The following is a 14,318-nucleotide window of genomic DNA, read 5'->3' as shown; positions in this document are numbered from 1 at the left end:
ATAATGCCATAAGCGATTAGAAGCTCGTTAATGATACCATCAAATTTATGGGAGAGAATGTCGGGGGAGCCCTAGTTGCTTTCGCTTCCACTTTGCTTTATCACCTTGTAATCCTCTAAACTCAGCGAGCCACTTCCGAACCTTTATGACTTTTTTATTATTTCTGCCACGTGTTTCTTATGCCAAAAATTAACAAATTAAAACGCAAGCGCTCAGCTATCGACTGAATAGGGAGAGCTTCAACACGCTTTATCTGAAAGGTTATATAAAACAAGGCATCGATACTAAGACTTTATTGGGGCATAAGAGCCAAGCGATGACCGATAAATATCATGATGACAGAGGAAAGAATTGGCAGGTTTTAGCTATAAAATAACGCTTATTTTGTAGTCTATTTTGCAGAAGAGTTTTGCAGAAGAATTTTTCTAGGCAAAATAAACGGGAGTTTTTAGGCTCCCGTTACTAATTACACCACGTAATAAATTACATGTGTTTAATGATTGCGTCACCGAACTCGCTACATTTCAGTAATTTAGCGCCTTCTAATTGACGTTCGAAGTCATAGGTTACAGTCTTAGCTTCGATTGCGCCTTCCATACCTTTAACGATTAAGTCAGCCGCTTCAGTCCAGCCCATATGGCGCAGCAGTATATAGATGCATTAATCATAACCATCTGATATTTATGATATTACCATCAATGCTTTATCTTTTTCATGATAAAAATAGAGGATTTTAAGTCATTGATAATATAAATGATTAATTTAGTTTTGATAACTGCTATTTTTCAATAATTGAATATAAATCAATCAATTTTAACACGCTTAAATCCTATCCTTCCACTTAGTTTTTTATAGAGAAGATAAACCAACCAATTAGTGTTTTTAAATTTTAAGCTGAATATAGCTAAGGTTAACCCCATCACAGTAATCGTCTTTTCTAATTGCTCAAACTTTCTTTACTCTATATAAGACAACTAAACCTGACGGTCCGGTCTGAGCGAAAAGCGGACGCCCGCATAGCGGAACAGGCGTCCGATATTTTGAAGTGGGTAGATTACTTAACCCGCTTCCCCGTCTCGTCAATGACCTTCTCGCCATCCTCTTTGGTAAACGCTCCTTTCTGACCTTCCGGTAGAATATCCAACACTATTTCTGAAGGGCGGCAAAGACGAGTGCCAAGCGGCGTAACGACTACTGGCCGATTAATCAGGATCGGATGTTGAAGCATAAAATCAATCAACTGCTCATCACTAAATTTCTCTTCATCAAGACCCAGATGTTCATAAGGGTCAATATTCTTACGCAGTAATTCACGCACCGTAATTCCCATATCTGAAATAAGTTTAATCAGCTCATCACGGGTCGGTGGCGTATCGAGATAATAAATTATCGTTGGTTCGTTGCCGCTGTTACGGATCATCTCTAGCGTGTTGCGAGAAGTACCGCAGGCAGGGTTGTGATAGATGGTAATGTTGCTCATATCTGTATCTCATTACAAAGTGATGGAGAGCCGCAACGCCAGCGCGGCCAAAGTGACCAACAGCACCGGAAGAGTCATGATAATGCCGGTGCGGAAGTAATATCCCCAGGTAATCGTTATATTTTTCTGGGCAAGCACATGCAGCCAAAGCAGGGTTGCCAAACTGCCAATCGGGGTGATTTTCGGGCCTAAGTCGCAGCCGATCACGTTGGCATAAATCATCGCCTCTTTGACGACGCCAGTCGCCGTACTACCATCAATCGACAGCGCGCCAATCAGCACTGTCGGCATATTGTTCATCATCGACGACAGGAGCGCGGTCAGGAAACCGGTGCCAAACGTTGCTGCCCATAATCCCTTTTCTGCCAGCAGGTTTAATACACCAGACAGATACTCCGTTAACCCTGCATTGCGGAGCCCATAAACCACCAGGTACATGCCCAGCGAGAAAATAACGATCTGCCATGGCGCACCGCGCAGGACTTTTCCGGTGTTGATGGCATGACCTCTTTTCGCCACTATAAACAGTACTGCTGCGCCAGTAGTCGCTATCGCGCTGACCGGGATCCCCATAGGCTCCAAAACAAAGAAACCTACAAGCAGCAATAACAGGACAATCCAGCCCACCCTGAACGTTGCCGGATCTTTTATCACACTGGCAGGAGTCTTCAGTAGCGAAACGTCATACGTCGCCGGAATGTCCCTGCGGAAAAAGAGATGCAGCATGACCAGCGTGGCCGCAATCGCTGCAACATCTACGGGGATCATAATGGAGGCATACTGAGTAAAGCCCAGATCGAAAAAGTCCGCCGAGACGATATTCACCAAGTTAGAAACAATGAGCGGTAGGCTGGCCGTATCTGCTATAAATCCTGCGGCCATCACAAAGGCTAGTGTTGTGCTCTTGCTGAATCCCATTGCAAGCAACATTGCAATCACAATTGGTGTCAGGATCAGCGCGGCGCCGTCATTGGCGAACAAAGCAGCGACAGCGGCACCGAGCAACACTATCCAGGTAAACAGCAGGCGACCACGCCCGTTACCCAAGCGGGAGACGTGCAGTGCGGTCCACTCAAAGAAGCCGGCCTCATCGAGCAGCAGGCTGATGATAATGACCGCAATAAATGCCGCTGTCGCGTTCCAGACGATATTCCAGACAATGGGAATATCAGTGATATGAATGACACCAGTTACCAGCGCCAGCATAGCCCCGATACTCGCACTCCAGCCAATGCTCAAGCCTCTGGGTTGCCAGATCACTAGTATCAGCGTCAGTAAAAATATACTCCCTGCCAAAAGCATCTCAGACTCCTTTATATATGATTATGTACATGTGTTTTCTTTTCTTAACAGGAGGTGCAGGCTGATTTATCCAGCCATTCACGCACATCCTCTCGCATACACTGCCAGGACGTTGTGATTGTCTCAGCTGCCCATGCCGGTATGTGGGGTGACAGACGATAGTGGATCCATTTGCCTTCACGACGATCTAGAACCAACCCAGCCTCACGAAGAATAGCCATATGTCGCGAGACTTTGGGCTGCGATTCGGAAATGGTTGCGCAGATATCACAGACGCATAGTTCTCCCGACTCCTGGAGAATCATGACGATGGCGAGCCGGGTTTCATCCGACAGGATTTTGAAAAGCTGAACAGGTTGTAGCATTTTTCACTCCGTTTCCTTTAGAATATACATATGGTAAATCATATGTGTTAAATTTGAAATCATCTGATATCTCCGGAGTAGAAAAATGGAACATTTTCCAGCTCTAAATAGTGAATACTTTGATCAACACATCGCCGAGCGCCTGCACATACACGAGCCGCCGCGGATTCTGATCCTATATGGCTCAGTTAGAGAGCGCTCCTACAGCCGCTTTGCTGCGGAAGAAGCTGGTCGTCTGCTGACAGCGATGGGCGCAAAGGTAAAACTCTTTAACCCCTCAGGTTTACCCCTGCCGGATGATGCGCCAGATACGCATCCTAAAGTCACCGAGCTGCGCGGTCTGGTCAGATGGTGTGACGGGATGGTGTGGTGTTCTCCGGAACGGCACGGTGCTATGAGCGCAGTTATGAAGGCGCAGATTGACTGGATACCCTTAAGTGAAGGCGCGGTTCGTCCTTCGCAGGGCAAAACACTTGCGGTAATGCAGGTCTGCGGCGGTTCACAGTCCTTCAATGCTGTGAACCAGATGCGTATTCTGGGTCGCTGGATGCGGATGTTTACGATCCCCAACCAGTCCTCTGTAGCCAAGGCATGGCAAGAGTTCGACGATAACGGACGAATGAAACCTTCTTCATGGTATGACCGCATCGCCGATGTAGCCGAGGAGCTGTTTAAAGTCACGCTGCTGCTTAAGGGACAAACCGATTATCTTGCAGATCGTTACAGCGAGCGAAAGGAGAGCCATCAGGAGCTTTCATCCCGTGTAAATCAGGACAAAATATAACTTATGTTTTTCGTGAATCCATACTGACTGAGCTTAATAACGTCCGCTATTGGCACAGAGCAGCCAATCATATTGAATCTAGCTCTGTGTCCCAGCTGTGTCAGGCCAAAAAGCACAGTCCATATTGCTTGTATTTCACAGCTCTTCTCCCTGCTTTTTTTACTTATTCAGCAATACATTTAAAACGTTCAACCTATTTATTAGCTTTTAACCACCGGCAATTCATCAAAATTTGTCGTGTAAGCAGGTGACAACATTTCTCTTTTCATTTTGTATCCGCTATCACCGCCCTTACTTGCAAACCACACTTTACCCTTCCCGCTCTTATTAATGGCGTCTAATGTTTTCATTAACTCATCGCTATTACGAAATGGCTTTTGTGTTGAAAACATATCAAGCTGAGCAATATCTGAATCAGTAAAATCAGATAGTATGATGCCTGCTTTATAATACCGGTAACCGTCACGCCAAATAGTATTTAACCCGCGCATTGCTGCATTGATAATATCTCTGGTGTCACTGCTGGGGTATTCGAGTTTTATATTAATGCTATTTGCGTAATCTTCACCTGATACGTGACGGCTAGTTTGAATAAATAATCCGATAATTTTGCAACGTTGCTTCTCTTCCCTTAATTTTTCTGCTGCACGTTCTGCATAATCACACACAACCTTACGCATTGTTTCTATATCTAAAACTTTCTGGCCAAATGAACGAGAGCACAGTATTTGCTGCTTAATTTTTCGGACTTCTTCTAATTCAGTACATGGCTCACCATTGAGTTCTCTCAATGTCCTTTCTAAGGTAACCCCAAACGTTTTACGGATAGTTGCTACTGGTGCATTCGCTAAATCCAGAGCGGTATTTATACCCATAATTCTTAATTTTGCCGATATTCTACGGCCAATACCCCACACCTCTTCGATTGGGATAAGAGATAATAATTTTCGCTGCCGTTGCTTGCAGGAGAGTTCAACAACTCCACCTGTTTTTCTCCATGTTTTTGCCGCATGGTTGGCTAATTTCGCTAAAGTTTTTGTAGGAGCAATACCGATGCCTACAGGGAGGTGAGTATTTTGAAGGATAGTTGATTGGATTTTACTGCCGTATTCCTCAAGATTAAAGGTATTATTCATACCTGCAAAATCAAGAAAGGCCTCATCGATTGAATAGATTTCTAGGCGGGATGCGAATGTTGACAATAGTGACATGACTCTATTACTCATATCCGCATAAAGTACGTAGTTAGAACTAAATATATTGATGTTGTTTTGCCTATAAAAACTGTGGCGCTCGTAATATAGTTCACCCATCTTTACGCCAAGTTTTTTCGCTTCTGATGAACGTGCAATTACGCAGCCATCATTATTACTCAAAACAATTACTGGCTTCCCTGCCAGATCTGGCCTAAAGACTTTCTCACAACTTGCATAAAAACTATTTACATCAACCAGCGCAAACATTATTGAGCCCGATGAATAATATAAGTAACGACACCAAATATTTGAAAATCCTGCTCATCGTTGATAATAATCGGTGAATAAGTGGGATTCATTGGAAGTAACATAGGTGGGTTGAGGTGTAGTTTCTTGACCGTAAACTCGCCCTCGAAGCTAGCTATAACGATATCTCCCTCTTTTGCTGTGACCGCGCTGTCAACAATAACAACATCACCATCATTAATATTCGCATCAATCATTGAATTGCCTTCGACCCTGAGCATATATGTGCTTTCAGGGTGCTTAATGAGGGCGCTATTTAAATTTATGCGGTCTTCAACATAGTCCGCAGCGGGTGATGGAAAACCTGCTGGCACTCGGTCAAGAAAGATAGGGAAGCTTGCTAGTAAATCATCTGTTTCAATTAGTCTTAATTTCATACGACACCAATAATACTGTATGCATACACAGTATTATTTGATCATTTTATGCGTATGTAAAGCCCTATTTTTTACATGCCTCTACATCGTACTAGTTAGTAAGATTTATATTTTTCCGACTGATCTTGATATAATCCTCCCTGTGGCTCACATATCATACGACCTCATAATCGGAGGTTACATGAACAAAAATCAACTACTTTTACTTGCACTAAACTGTATCAACGAAAATAGAGAGCCATCTCACACGGAGCAGTCAAAGATTTACGTTTTTTATAGAACTGAAGTAGATTGCAAAGGCATTTCAATTAACGAGTTTATGCTTAACCAGAATTGGCAACTCGCTGATGAACAAAAGATTCAAAAAGTGATAAGATTTATTGAAATATATCTTCATCTGTCATTAAAAAAAGCTAAAGATAGAAAAAATGTCGAACAAAACTCTCGGTGAATTTATTAAGCACTTACGTTTATCTCAAAGCATATCAACATCGGAAATTGCAAAAAATCTCACTATTTCCGAGGTCGACTATATAAAGTGTGAAAATGGCGAAATATCTGTCTATGTAGACGACTTGATGATTATCGCAGATATATTGTCCGTTGAAGAATCAACTCTAATAGAAAAATATAAAGAATAGGCCAAAACAAATTGGCCTTGCGATTTATTCATCTCTTTTCTACGCATATCCGTGCATTATTACAACAATACATCATTTTCGCCAAGGCCATACTGTTCACGTTCTGCAGCTTCCTGCTCCGCCCTTTCCGCTTCCTCTGCTGCACGTTTAGCTTCCTCTTGTGCTAATCGCTCTGCTTCTAGCTTAGCGAGTCTCTCAGCTTCAGCTTGCTTTTGATTATAGATAGAGTTGGATGGCATGTTTACACGCACGTCAATCCAGTGACCATTCGGAATATCGCAATAGTCGTAATCTTCACGCTCTTCGTTATTTTCATCAAGAAACTCCGGGTAAGTCATTAAGCGCTGTGCTTCTAGCATCTGATGGAGAGTGTGTTTTCTATAACGTGTCTCAATGACTATGTCACCATCTGGTAAAACGTCAAAATCAGCCCACACCAACGGGAGATTATTGATACCATTTGGAACGACTAAGCCGCCATGTATCCCGCCCCAAGATGCATCCGAGTGCATACCCAGTGTACCTTTCAGCTTATAACGTCCGGTGCCGAGTTTTTCGAGTGTTACGCCCTCACTTTCATCATTGGTTTCAATATGGTCAGCAAATACTTTAATAATAGGTGATGCCGCTTTTAAGTTGCCGTTAGAGTCTTTTGTGGTGTTTCTATTATGATATAACTCCATTACGGGCCACAGGGATTGATCTCTGCTTAAAAGGCCAGAGCTAATGGTTGCTCTTGTGCCATCGAAATTTGCGCTAAGTGTGAAGAATGTATCTCCAGTTTTAAAGATTGCTATCGGACTATATCTAGTTGCAATTCTAGTAGCGACACTGTCATTTCGAAGTATTTGTGTCTTAGCTTCATTCTTAATAAAATCTAATACTTTCTGTTCTGTGTCTAATGCCGATGTTGCTCCAGATGTTCCACCCCAACCATAATCACCAACTTGCATGAGTGTACCAGAGGCATCAGGAAGCGCGTGTGTTCGCCATGGAGTATTTGGACGCTTAGTGTTGAGAGTAACATAATCACTTCCAGCATTCATTTGCACATAACATTCTATTGATGGATTTTTAGCTTGAACTGTTCCACCTGCCGTGATTACTCCAGTGGCCGTTATTAATCCATTTACTGTACCACCAGCCTTATTAAACTTCCCATCTAGCAGCCTATCTCTTTCTTTCTCCGTTCTCAGTTGCATTTCAGTGCCGTCAGGTAACACCACTTTAATCACACCGGATTCGGTCATGAGTCGGTTCAATATCATCATCAGTTGATAGCTTTCAGTAACCATCGCTGTTGCTTTGTTAACGCCGTCTGATACTGAACCAATCATCGTGATTGAAATAACGTATTTCACATCTGTTAGCACCACTGGAACGGGAAAGCTTAACGTCATTTGTGTATCGCTTTCCACCGAGCGAATGCTGTTTTGATATATCGTATTGCCCGACTGGATAAGAATAATTTGCCCCACAGAGACTTTCGTCACGCTGTTTTTCCATAACGTGTTTTTACCTGTGATTTTCGGGTCGTTAGCCTTTGTTGAGATAGTGCCAATTTCATAAATCATGGTGTTTCCTTGAATTTTGAACGTAAAAAAACCGCAATTAAGCGGCTTATTTGTGATTGAGTGTTTTTAGAAGCTAAAAGTAATCATTAAAATCGATGCAATAGGAACTGGAATACACGACTTGGTTATACATATAGTTGGCGTAACTTGGGTAAAAATCGATGGTCCACATCCGGTTTGCGATTAGCTTGTTATTTTCAACTCTAAACCCTGATAAATAACAGTTAACGTTTACCCTTTCATTTTCTAACCATGTATTGGGCATATCCATGCTGAACATCGGTTTTTCAAATGAGCTTGTGGCGACATTTCCACTCATTTTGATGGTGTGCCCATTATTAAAGAATGGAATGTAATCTGAGTTGAAAACCACTTTACCCTGTTTGTTCCAAATCGTTAATCCATCGGTGGGTTGTAGATTTAAGCCGTACGAAAAAACGACGACATACACCCAACCCGCTCCCCAAGATATAATTCGGTTGTTAGGCCGGTCATAGCGAAGTACTTGGCTTGTGCTTTCTGGTCTCAGGAAAACTAATGCCGAACTACGATTAGGTATATCGTTCGGTAAGCTCCAGTACCCTCGATTGTTATTGACGTCGATATAAATCTTCTTACGATAAACACAATAAGCCACTTCATTTTCTTGGGTGATACTTCGAAAGTTATCAATTGCTGCAGACGCCCCTGCGTTCAAAAATAAACCATAAGTATCAGGTGGATTATCTTTTAGCGTGCCGTATAAGAAAAAATGCGACTCACCATCACTTCCCGGCAACCAACCATCAGGGCCACCGAACTCATCATAATAGCAGTGGAAAGTATCTCCTGAGGTCCAATAGCTACCGACTCTTACCATTTGTACCGAACCATAGGCTAGAAAATGACAAAGTGCTGAGGGAATAATCACCACGTTATACCGAGAGAGCCCGGGCACATTAACGGACTTGTTTCTGTTGTCTTTTTGCGGATATCTGGGGTGGGTGGTAATTTTAGTGATGAACGTGAGAGGGTAATTATCTTTTGTTAATTCAATGGACTTTCCTCCATCTTTAGGGTTAATAAATAAGCCCAGATCACTCATGGTTTCCTCCCAACTTTAACCGCCCATCGCCCTGATTGGTCATAAATCATCAGTCCCGTTGCATCTAAAATGACACGCCCAGCATCGCCACTCACTTTAAAATCGCCATAAACTTCCAATTTATTAAACTCCGCGCTACCTGTTTCCGCATCAAGCCGATACCCAGCCTTTCCTTTTTCATAGCGTTTTGACTTAATTTCTACACCAACCAGAAGCTTTTCAATTGTGGCCTTGTTAATAAACGCTTCATTGATGAACACCTGACCATTTTCTACAAAGAAAACAGGCTCCAACTTGCCGCTGGATGGATTGAAAATACCGAAGGTATCCGCACTGAAACCAATTTGTGTAACCACTTTTCCATTCTGAACAGTTGCGCCCATGAGAAACTTAGCGTCATAGTATTGGCCGTTCCAGTTAATACCCGTCTTAATTGTGTAGATAGCAGAGCCATTTCCTTTGTGATCGAAAACGGTTTGCCCACGCAATTCAATTGCTGCCTGATGGTTGCATTCACATCATTAAACTGCGTTTCTAGCTTTTCAATAGACTGTGCAAATGATTGGAATTTGTTAGCTGTAACAGTATCGAGTCGAGTAATAGACGCTTTTATTCTTAATTGCTCAACCGATTGGTTGCCATATTCTGCTGTCAGCTGCATCCCCATTTCTGCTAGTGAGCTTTCAGCATTGGCAATTGTGCGTGACAATTGATTAATTAACGCTTCCTTATCATTAAATCGGGATTCTGCTGTTTCAATATGCTTCGTCTGTGTCTCATCGATTTTAGCAATCGCCTCTGACTGATCCGTAATACGGGCATCCATCGGTCCTAATTTGTCATCAACTTGTTTAATCTCAGCTTTAACCTGTGAAATATCTTTCGCTGTTGACTCCTCAAGTGTTGATAATGACTCTTGTACTTTTAGAACAACCGATGAGGTTTGCTCGTAGTCGGTTTTAACTTGCTGCTGCCAACGCGCTAGCGCCTCCTGGTCTGATACTCTCACTTGTTCAAGTCGGAATATTTCAGATTTACGCGTGCCCTCTTCTTCGAATAAGCGCCATGAGACTTGATTTAACATCATTGTGTTGTTAAGTGTCGCTTCGGCTGCTTGCTCAAGTTGCAGTTGAACATTTCCTTGATTGAAGTCGATTTGCTCCTGCATTTGCTGGCCGGCTTCGGTGGTGAGGAAATTATTTCCTAACTCTTCGAGCATATCCTGCGGCGCTCCGCTAGCTTTTCCTACGGCTTCAACAAACGGTGACTTGCCATAGCTGTTAACCGTACGAACATAAAACCAATAATCAGTGCCGGCCTTTAAATTCTCCTTAGTCCAGAATTGTCCCTGACCTTGGCGATTAGCTTTGGTTGTCACTTCGGTGTCATTCGTGCTGGCCAGTTTTTTGTCGCTGAACCAAAACTCAAATGTATAGCCATGCTGTGCGGTTTCGCCACCGTGCGGAATGCAAGTCAGAGAGAACATACCGCCAACCATTTCAACGCTAACCGGTTTAGGTGGGGCTTGGATATCAAAATCAACAATCGCGGGGGCAGACATTGCACCAGCCGCATTAATAGAACGGACTTCGGCACGATATGATCCACGCACCAAACCTGACAATTCAACTCTATCTTGCGGCACTTGAATTGACTGTATAACTTTGCCATTTTCAATAATGTTTACTGTGTTATAGCGAACATCTGCAGCCGCTGATTGCCAACTCAAATAACCCTGAACGACTTCACCGATATTTGTGGCCACAAAAGCAAGGTTAAGCGGTGGTGCCACGCCGCCAGTGGGTAAAACAGTGAATGGAGGCCGAACAAAAGGTTTACCAATTATATCCTCATAGATATAAGCTCCGTCTTCCTCGAGGAGAATATCAACGCCCTCTTGCGGGTGAAATTTCCACTCAGCCACACGACACTCAAAGTTCTGTACGCCAATATGTGGTAAGTTCAGCAAGCAAACATCCCCTGGTCGATACGCATAACCATCCATGTCCATTTTTAATTGAATGCGACGACCTGCGCGTTTTTTGCGTAGATATAAATTAGAAAGGCGTGCTGCTTGGTATGGGCTAGTGACAAAGCGGTAATCGATATTTTCTTTAATCTCTAACCCATCTTCCTCAATCCATTCATCAACAATGACTGGTTCAAAATCAGTTTTAACATATTGCTGCTCGGCATCGACGAAGGTACCGTAAATCGCATTAGTTGCATCACGTAGCGCAAGTTCAGGTGTGATGTTAACGGTGTCGATGATTTGATTCGGTTCAATGCGTAATACTGCAGGGCCATTATAAGCCTGCATTAAAATACCATGCTTGCCTGCAACATAAGTCGGCTCAGCAGCAATGCACCGGTGCATGTGATCAAGTAGTGATGATGGTGATTCAGAAAGCTCATAAGCGCCATTGATAGTATAGCGGGGTTCCGTATTCCCTTCTGGGGTTACAACTGGTTCATAGCTTAAATCTGCTGCCGTTTTAAATTCATCAAAATTTAGTTCTAAATCAGGCACATTGAGATAACTGCGATAGTAATCAAGCGCAATCAATACTCCGTTGTCAGTCCAAGCATCTTTACCAATGCGCGGATCGAAAACCTCTTTGCCCCACATTTCAACTTTGACATTAGGCACACCATAAGGGAATTTTTCCGCATCGTATTTCAGTGTTAACCGCAACCACGCTAAATTTTCGCCGATCATGTCATCTTTCCATGATGGCGCATGCTTCAATAAATACGGGTCACTTGTGGTGCGGCCGTTATGAAACTCGTAACTGACCTTGTCGCCAAAGGTTTCTATCAAATCATCATTTAACCAAATGCGGCCAATTTTATGAATCGGGTGGGCCGCAAGTGCAATGGCCATAAATAAACGTTCGCCATCTGTTTGATCGCCCTTTTCCTCTTCGGCAAAGAAGAGAAGACCTGAACACACTGTTTTACCAACAACCACAGTCTCTGGCGCCACCGCTGAACGTAACATTTGCTTGCGTTCAGATTGATCCCGATAACGCATTGATGGCATTTTTTCTTGGAAAATAAATGTGCTAGCCGCCTGAACCGCAATACCAGCCACAATTAAAGCGGTACCTAACCCGCCTGTTGCCATAACCCCCGTAATCATTAAACCCGCGGAGACGATATTAGAGACAACTTTACCCATTACTCAACTCTCCACGCTTTAATAGGTTTATGATTAACTGGTCGCGCGCCATTCTCAGTGACAGCCCATATTTTATTAGCCCACAGCACACCAAGAGTTTTGCCGTCGTCACCATCAAACATAACAAGGTCACCACGTATCACTTTATCGGGTTCTATTTCTTGAAAGAAACCCGATAGACCTGTTTCCAAATCCCCGAACTCAGATTTTAAAACTCGCATAGCCCCTGATTTGGTTTTGTATCTGCCTCGAGCCTTTTCTGCGATATCGACACCACACACCGCAATTGCGCAGTCAGCAGCAAACAAGCAGCAATCATGCTCACCCCAAACAAACGGCTTTTGCATAGCTTGGCGCAAGGTTTCAGGAAGTTGAGTTGTCCAATTTGGGTGTCGCATTTGCTGATCTCCGGGCATAAAAAAACCCGCCGAAGCGGGTTAATATAAATGTAGTTTATTAGTCAGCGAATTTAATCACTTCGTACATAACACCAGTGGTTACATCTTGGTATTGTCCTGAAATATACGCTATATGATAAAGGGTGTAGCCTGTATAACCACCATAGCTATTTTTGCCATTCACTTCTACTGGGACAACCATTGCCACTAGTTTTTTAGATGATTGATACCCCTTTCTAGGGTCATGAAAAATATATTTAGCAGAATCAGGATCTTTTAAGTTTGCCGAAATAAATTTTTCTATGTCAGATTTATAGCTACTAGGTAGCTGTTCAAATTTTGCAGTGGCTACTTCTTCTTTTGTCATTTGGGTAACGCATCCCATTAAAGCAAAAGAAAATAGTGTCATCACAAAAAACTTAAAGATACTGTTCATTTTTCCCCTAATTTAATGTTATTTGTATATGAATGTCGGTGCATCTTTCTTGCTACCCCAGTATATAGCACGCTCAGCCATTTGTGCCACATACCGAAATATACGATCGCCTTTATGCCGTTTTGTCCACGACTCATCCGTAAATCTATCAGGTAACCCCTGAGACCATCGCTCAAAACGATTAGATACTGTAACTGCAACTTCGTTATTATTACCGGTAGTAACACCAATATTGGAAATTTGCCCAGCAAAAATGATCTCTGCTAATGCTGGCTTACCATCAAAGTCTAAAGCCACCAGCATCAAGCTAACATTGCGTCCGCGACTTCTTTCATTCATAACATCTGCAATAAGGAGAGAATCAAAACCAGAAAGCGATAGTATTAATTGCTGTGGACTGGTTGAGTTGTTTTCGGTAACTGGCTCTATATTCCCCAAAGAGCCAACACCTTGATACATTTCCCCCGCAATAATTAAATTGCCAAGCCCAGTATGCGCTCTAGTCACGCCTGATTTGAGATCCAGTTTGGCTGCAATAACCAGTTCGAAACCATTATTAATGACCTTTACCATTGCATTTGAAAAAGGATGATACAACATCAGTATAAAGCCTCCTCAAATGTGATAGTGACATTGGAAAATACACCAGGGCGGTACTGAAAATTCCCTTGGTCATTGCTTGTTAATTTAAAAATACCGAACGGCCTCACGGATTCTATTTTCTCATTAACTTGTGGTGACAACCTTAGCGTAGGTGAGATGGGAATAATTGCATTCCCATCTTTATCACTTAACACATTTTCAGTAACCATCTTGAGCTCATTACTCACTGTAATGTAATCCCCTTTGCGCACTACAACTGAATTCTTTAACCATCCCTTTGTTTGTAGTGATTTTCCCGTTTGGTTTCCTATACTAACAAGTGGCGAACCCTTACCTTGTAATCCCTGTCTGATCCAATTGCTAATTCTCACTCGCCCGCTTTCACCGTCCAGTTGTGCCATTAAAACTTCTAATTCTCTGGATATAGCCTCAGTGAGATTATTGAAAGTCAAAGTGCAGCGCCAGCGGCTTCCTGAAAACCTCACCGTTTGGCTACTCCCTGTAAATACCGAGGTAAATGTTTTACTATTGCTCATTAGCTGCCAGCTCATTGAGGAAGGTACAACATTCTCAGGCCATTCAAGTACCATT

At 42.8% G+C, this 14,318-nt stretch carries 14 protein-coding genes and 3 pseudogenes; 3 read left to right on the top strand and 14 right to left on the bottom strand.

The features are described from left to right. Positions 1-240 precede the first annotated feature (240 nt). A pseudogene (locus tag PSE72_RS19905) lies at positions 241-376 on the top strand (integrase); the annotation flags it as partial. Positions 377-483: 107 nt separating this feature from the next. On the opposite strand, the pseudogene PSE72_RS00525 reads toward PSE72_RS19905, so the two are convergent. The 4 genes and pseudogenes from PSE72_RS00525 to PSE72_RS00510 all read right to left on the bottom strand — a co-directional run. Further along, a pseudogene (locus tag PSE72_RS00525) lies at positions 484-651 on the bottom strand (isocitrate/isopropylmalate family dehydrogenase); the annotation flags it as partial. A gap of 403 nt (positions 652-1,054) precedes the next feature. Next, the gene (gene arsC, locus PSE72_RS00520) at positions 1,055-1,480 is read right to left on the bottom strand and encodes a glutaredoxin-dependent arsenate reductase (RefSeq protein WP_004911718.1); all 426 of its coding nucleotides are present in this window, start codon (positions 1,478-1,480) and stop codon (positions 1,055-1,057) included. Positions 1,481-1,492: 12 nt separating this feature from the next. After that, the gene (locus PSE72_RS00515; RefSeq protein WP_272690862.1) at positions 1,493-2,782 is read right to left on the bottom strand and encodes an arsenic transporter; all 1,290 of its coding nucleotides are present in this window, start codon (positions 2,780-2,782) and stop codon (positions 1,493-1,495) included. A 44-nt stretch (positions 2,783-2,826) separates the two neighbouring features. After that, on the bottom strand, positions 2,827-3,147 hold the full coding sequence (locus PSE72_RS00510) for a transcriptional regulator (RefSeq protein WP_004911727.1): 321 nt from the start codon (positions 3,145-3,147) through the stop codon (positions 2,827-2,829). Positions 3,148-3,232: 85 nt separating this feature from the next. Here PSE72_RS00510 and arsH point away from each other — a divergent pair, with 85 nt between their 5' ends. Further along, the gene (arsH, locus tag PSE72_RS00505) at positions 3,233-3,931 is read left to right on the top strand and encodes an arsenical resistance protein ArsH (protein ID WP_272690861.1); all 699 of its coding nucleotides are present in this window, start codon (positions 3,233-3,235) and stop codon (positions 3,929-3,931) included. 200 nt (positions 3,932-4,131) lie between these two features. Here the strand turns inward: arsH and umuC are convergent, their stop codons facing one another. Both umuC and umuD read right to left on the bottom strand, forming a co-directional pair. After that, positions 4,132-5,394 (bottom strand): translesion error-prone DNA polymerase V subunit UmuC, encoded by a 1,263-nt coding sequence (gene umuC, locus PSE72_RS00500; protein ID WP_272690860.1) that lies wholly within the window; start codon positions 5,392-5,394, stop codon positions 4,132-4,134. After that, a complete protein-coding gene (umuD, locus tag PSE72_RS00495) occupies positions 5,394-5,810 on the bottom strand; it encodes a translesion error-prone DNA polymerase V autoproteolytic subunit (RefSeq protein WP_196719466.1) in 417 nt (138 codons plus the stop codon). Before umuD ends, umuC begins: the two co-directional genes overlap by 1 nt. 181 nt (positions 5,811-5,991) lie before the next feature. Here umuD and PSE72_RS00490 point away from each other — a divergent pair, with 181 nt between their 5' ends. Next, positions 5,992-6,261, top strand: a complete 270-nt coding sequence (locus tag PSE72_RS00490; RefSeq protein WP_115167114.1) for a hypothetical protein — start codon at positions 5,992-5,994, stop codon at positions 6,259-6,261. 249 nt (positions 6,262-6,510) lie between these two features. Here PSE72_RS00490 and PSE72_RS00485 read toward each other — a convergent pair whose 3' ends face one another. The 8 genes and pseudogenes from PSE72_RS00485 to PSE72_RS00450 form a co-directional block, all read right to left on the bottom strand. Continuing rightward, positions 6,511-8,025, bottom strand: coding sequence for a phage tail fiber protein (locus tag PSE72_RS00485; RefSeq protein ID WP_115167112.1), 1,515 nt, complete (start codon positions 8,023-8,025; stop codon positions 6,511-6,513). A gap of 73 nt (positions 8,026-8,098) precedes the next feature. After that, a complete protein-coding gene (locus PSE72_RS00480) occupies positions 8,099-9,109 on the bottom strand; it encodes a DUF6453 family protein (protein WP_196723615.1) in 1,011 nt (336 codons plus the stop codon). Further along, entirely contained in the window at positions 9,106-9,597 is a 492-nt protein-coding gene (locus PSE72_RS19900; protein ID WP_442958880.1) for a DUF1983 domain-containing protein, read from the bottom strand. Before PSE72_RS19900 ends, PSE72_RS00480 begins: the two co-directional genes overlap by 4 nt. Before the next feature lie 728 nt (positions 9,598-10,325). Beyond that, positions 10,326-10,670 (bottom strand): annotated as a pseudogene (locus PSE72_RS19895) (phage tail tip protein J-related protein); the annotation flags it as partial. Positions 10,671-12,289: 1,619 nt separating this feature from the next. Further along, a complete protein-coding gene (locus PSE72_RS00465; RefSeq protein ID WP_196723617.1) occupies positions 12,290-12,688 on the bottom strand; it encodes a DUF6950 family protein in 399 nt (132 codons plus the stop codon). Positions 12,689-12,746: 58 nt separating this feature from the next. After that, complete coding sequence (locus tag PSE72_RS00460) at positions 12,747-13,124, bottom strand: hypothetical protein (protein ID WP_196723618.1); 378 nt, start codon at positions 13,122-13,124, stop codon at positions 12,747-12,749. Between the two features lie 18 nt (positions 13,125-13,142). Then, the gene (locus PSE72_RS00455; protein WP_196723619.1) at positions 13,143-13,724 is read right to left on the bottom strand and encodes a hypothetical protein; all 582 of its coding nucleotides are present in this window, start codon (positions 13,722-13,724) and stop codon (positions 13,143-13,145) included. Then, positions 13,724-14,317, bottom strand: coding sequence for a hypothetical protein (locus PSE72_RS00450; RefSeq protein ID WP_196723620.1), 594 nt, complete (start codon positions 14,315-14,317; stop codon positions 13,724-13,726). The genes PSE72_RS00455 and PSE72_RS00450 overlap by 1 nt, the downstream gene beginning before the upstream one ends. Between the last annotated feature and the right edge of the window lies 1 nt (position 14,318).

Source organism: Providencia sp. PROV116, from assembly GCF_028482485.1.
In the GTDB taxonomy this organism is placed as follows: domain Bacteria; phylum Pseudomonadota; class Gammaproteobacteria; order Enterobacterales; family Enterobacteriaceae; genus Providencia; species Providencia rettgeri.
The sequence above is the reverse complement of the archived record's forward strand: the minus strand, read 5'-3'. Positions and strand labels throughout refer to the sequence as shown.

Bases quoted from the DNA above. Each gene is read 5' to 3' on its own strand.
- PSE72_RS00460 (WP_196723618.1), bottom strand. From the start codon at position 13,124: ATGAACAGTATCTTTAAGTTTTTTGTGATGACACTATTTTCTTTTGCT.
- PSE72_RS00490 (WP_115167114.1), top strand. From the start codon at position 5,992: ATGAACAAAAATCAACTACTTTTACTTGCACTAAACTGTATCAACGAA.
- arsH (WP_272690861.1), top strand. From the start codon at position 3,233: ATGGAACATTTTCCAGCTCTAAATAGTGAATACTTTGATCAACACATC.
- arsC (WP_004911718.1), bottom strand. From the start codon at position 1,480: ATGAGCAACATTACCATCTATCACAACCCTGCCTGCGGTACTTCTCGC.
- PSE72_RS00515 (WP_272690862.1), bottom strand. From the start codon at position 2,782: ATGCTTTTGGCAGGGAGTATATTTTTACTGACGCTGATACTAGTGATC.
- PSE72_RS00485 (WP_115167112.1), bottom strand. From the start codon at position 8,025: ATGATTTATGAAATTGGCACTATCTCAACAAAGGCTAACGACCCGAAA.
- umuD (WP_196719466.1), bottom strand. From the start codon at position 5,810: ATGAAATTAAGACTAATTGAAACAGATGATTTACTAGCAAGCTTCCCT.
- PSE72_RS00510 (WP_004911727.1), bottom strand. From the start codon at position 3,147: ATGCTACAACCTGTTCAGCTTTTCAAAATCCTGTCGGATGAAACCCGG.
- PSE72_RS00455 (WP_196723619.1), bottom strand. From the start codon at position 13,724: ATGTTGTATCATCCTTTTTCAAATGCAATGGTAAAGGTCATTAATAAT.
- PSE72_RS00450 (WP_196723620.1), bottom strand. From the start codon at position 14,317: ATGGTACTTGAATGGCCTGAGAATGTTGTACCTTCCTCAATGAGCTGG.
- umuC (WP_272690860.1), bottom strand. From the start codon at position 5,394: ATGTTTGCGCTGGTTGATGTAAATAGTTTTTATGCAAGTTGTGAGAAA.
- PSE72_RS00465 (WP_196723617.1), bottom strand. From the start codon at position 12,688: ATGCGACACCCAAATTGGACAACTCAACTTCCTGAAACCTTGCGCCAA.
- PSE72_RS00480 (WP_196723615.1), bottom strand. From the start codon at position 9,109: ATGAGTGATCTGGGCTTATTTATTAACCCTAAAGATGGAGGAAAGTCC.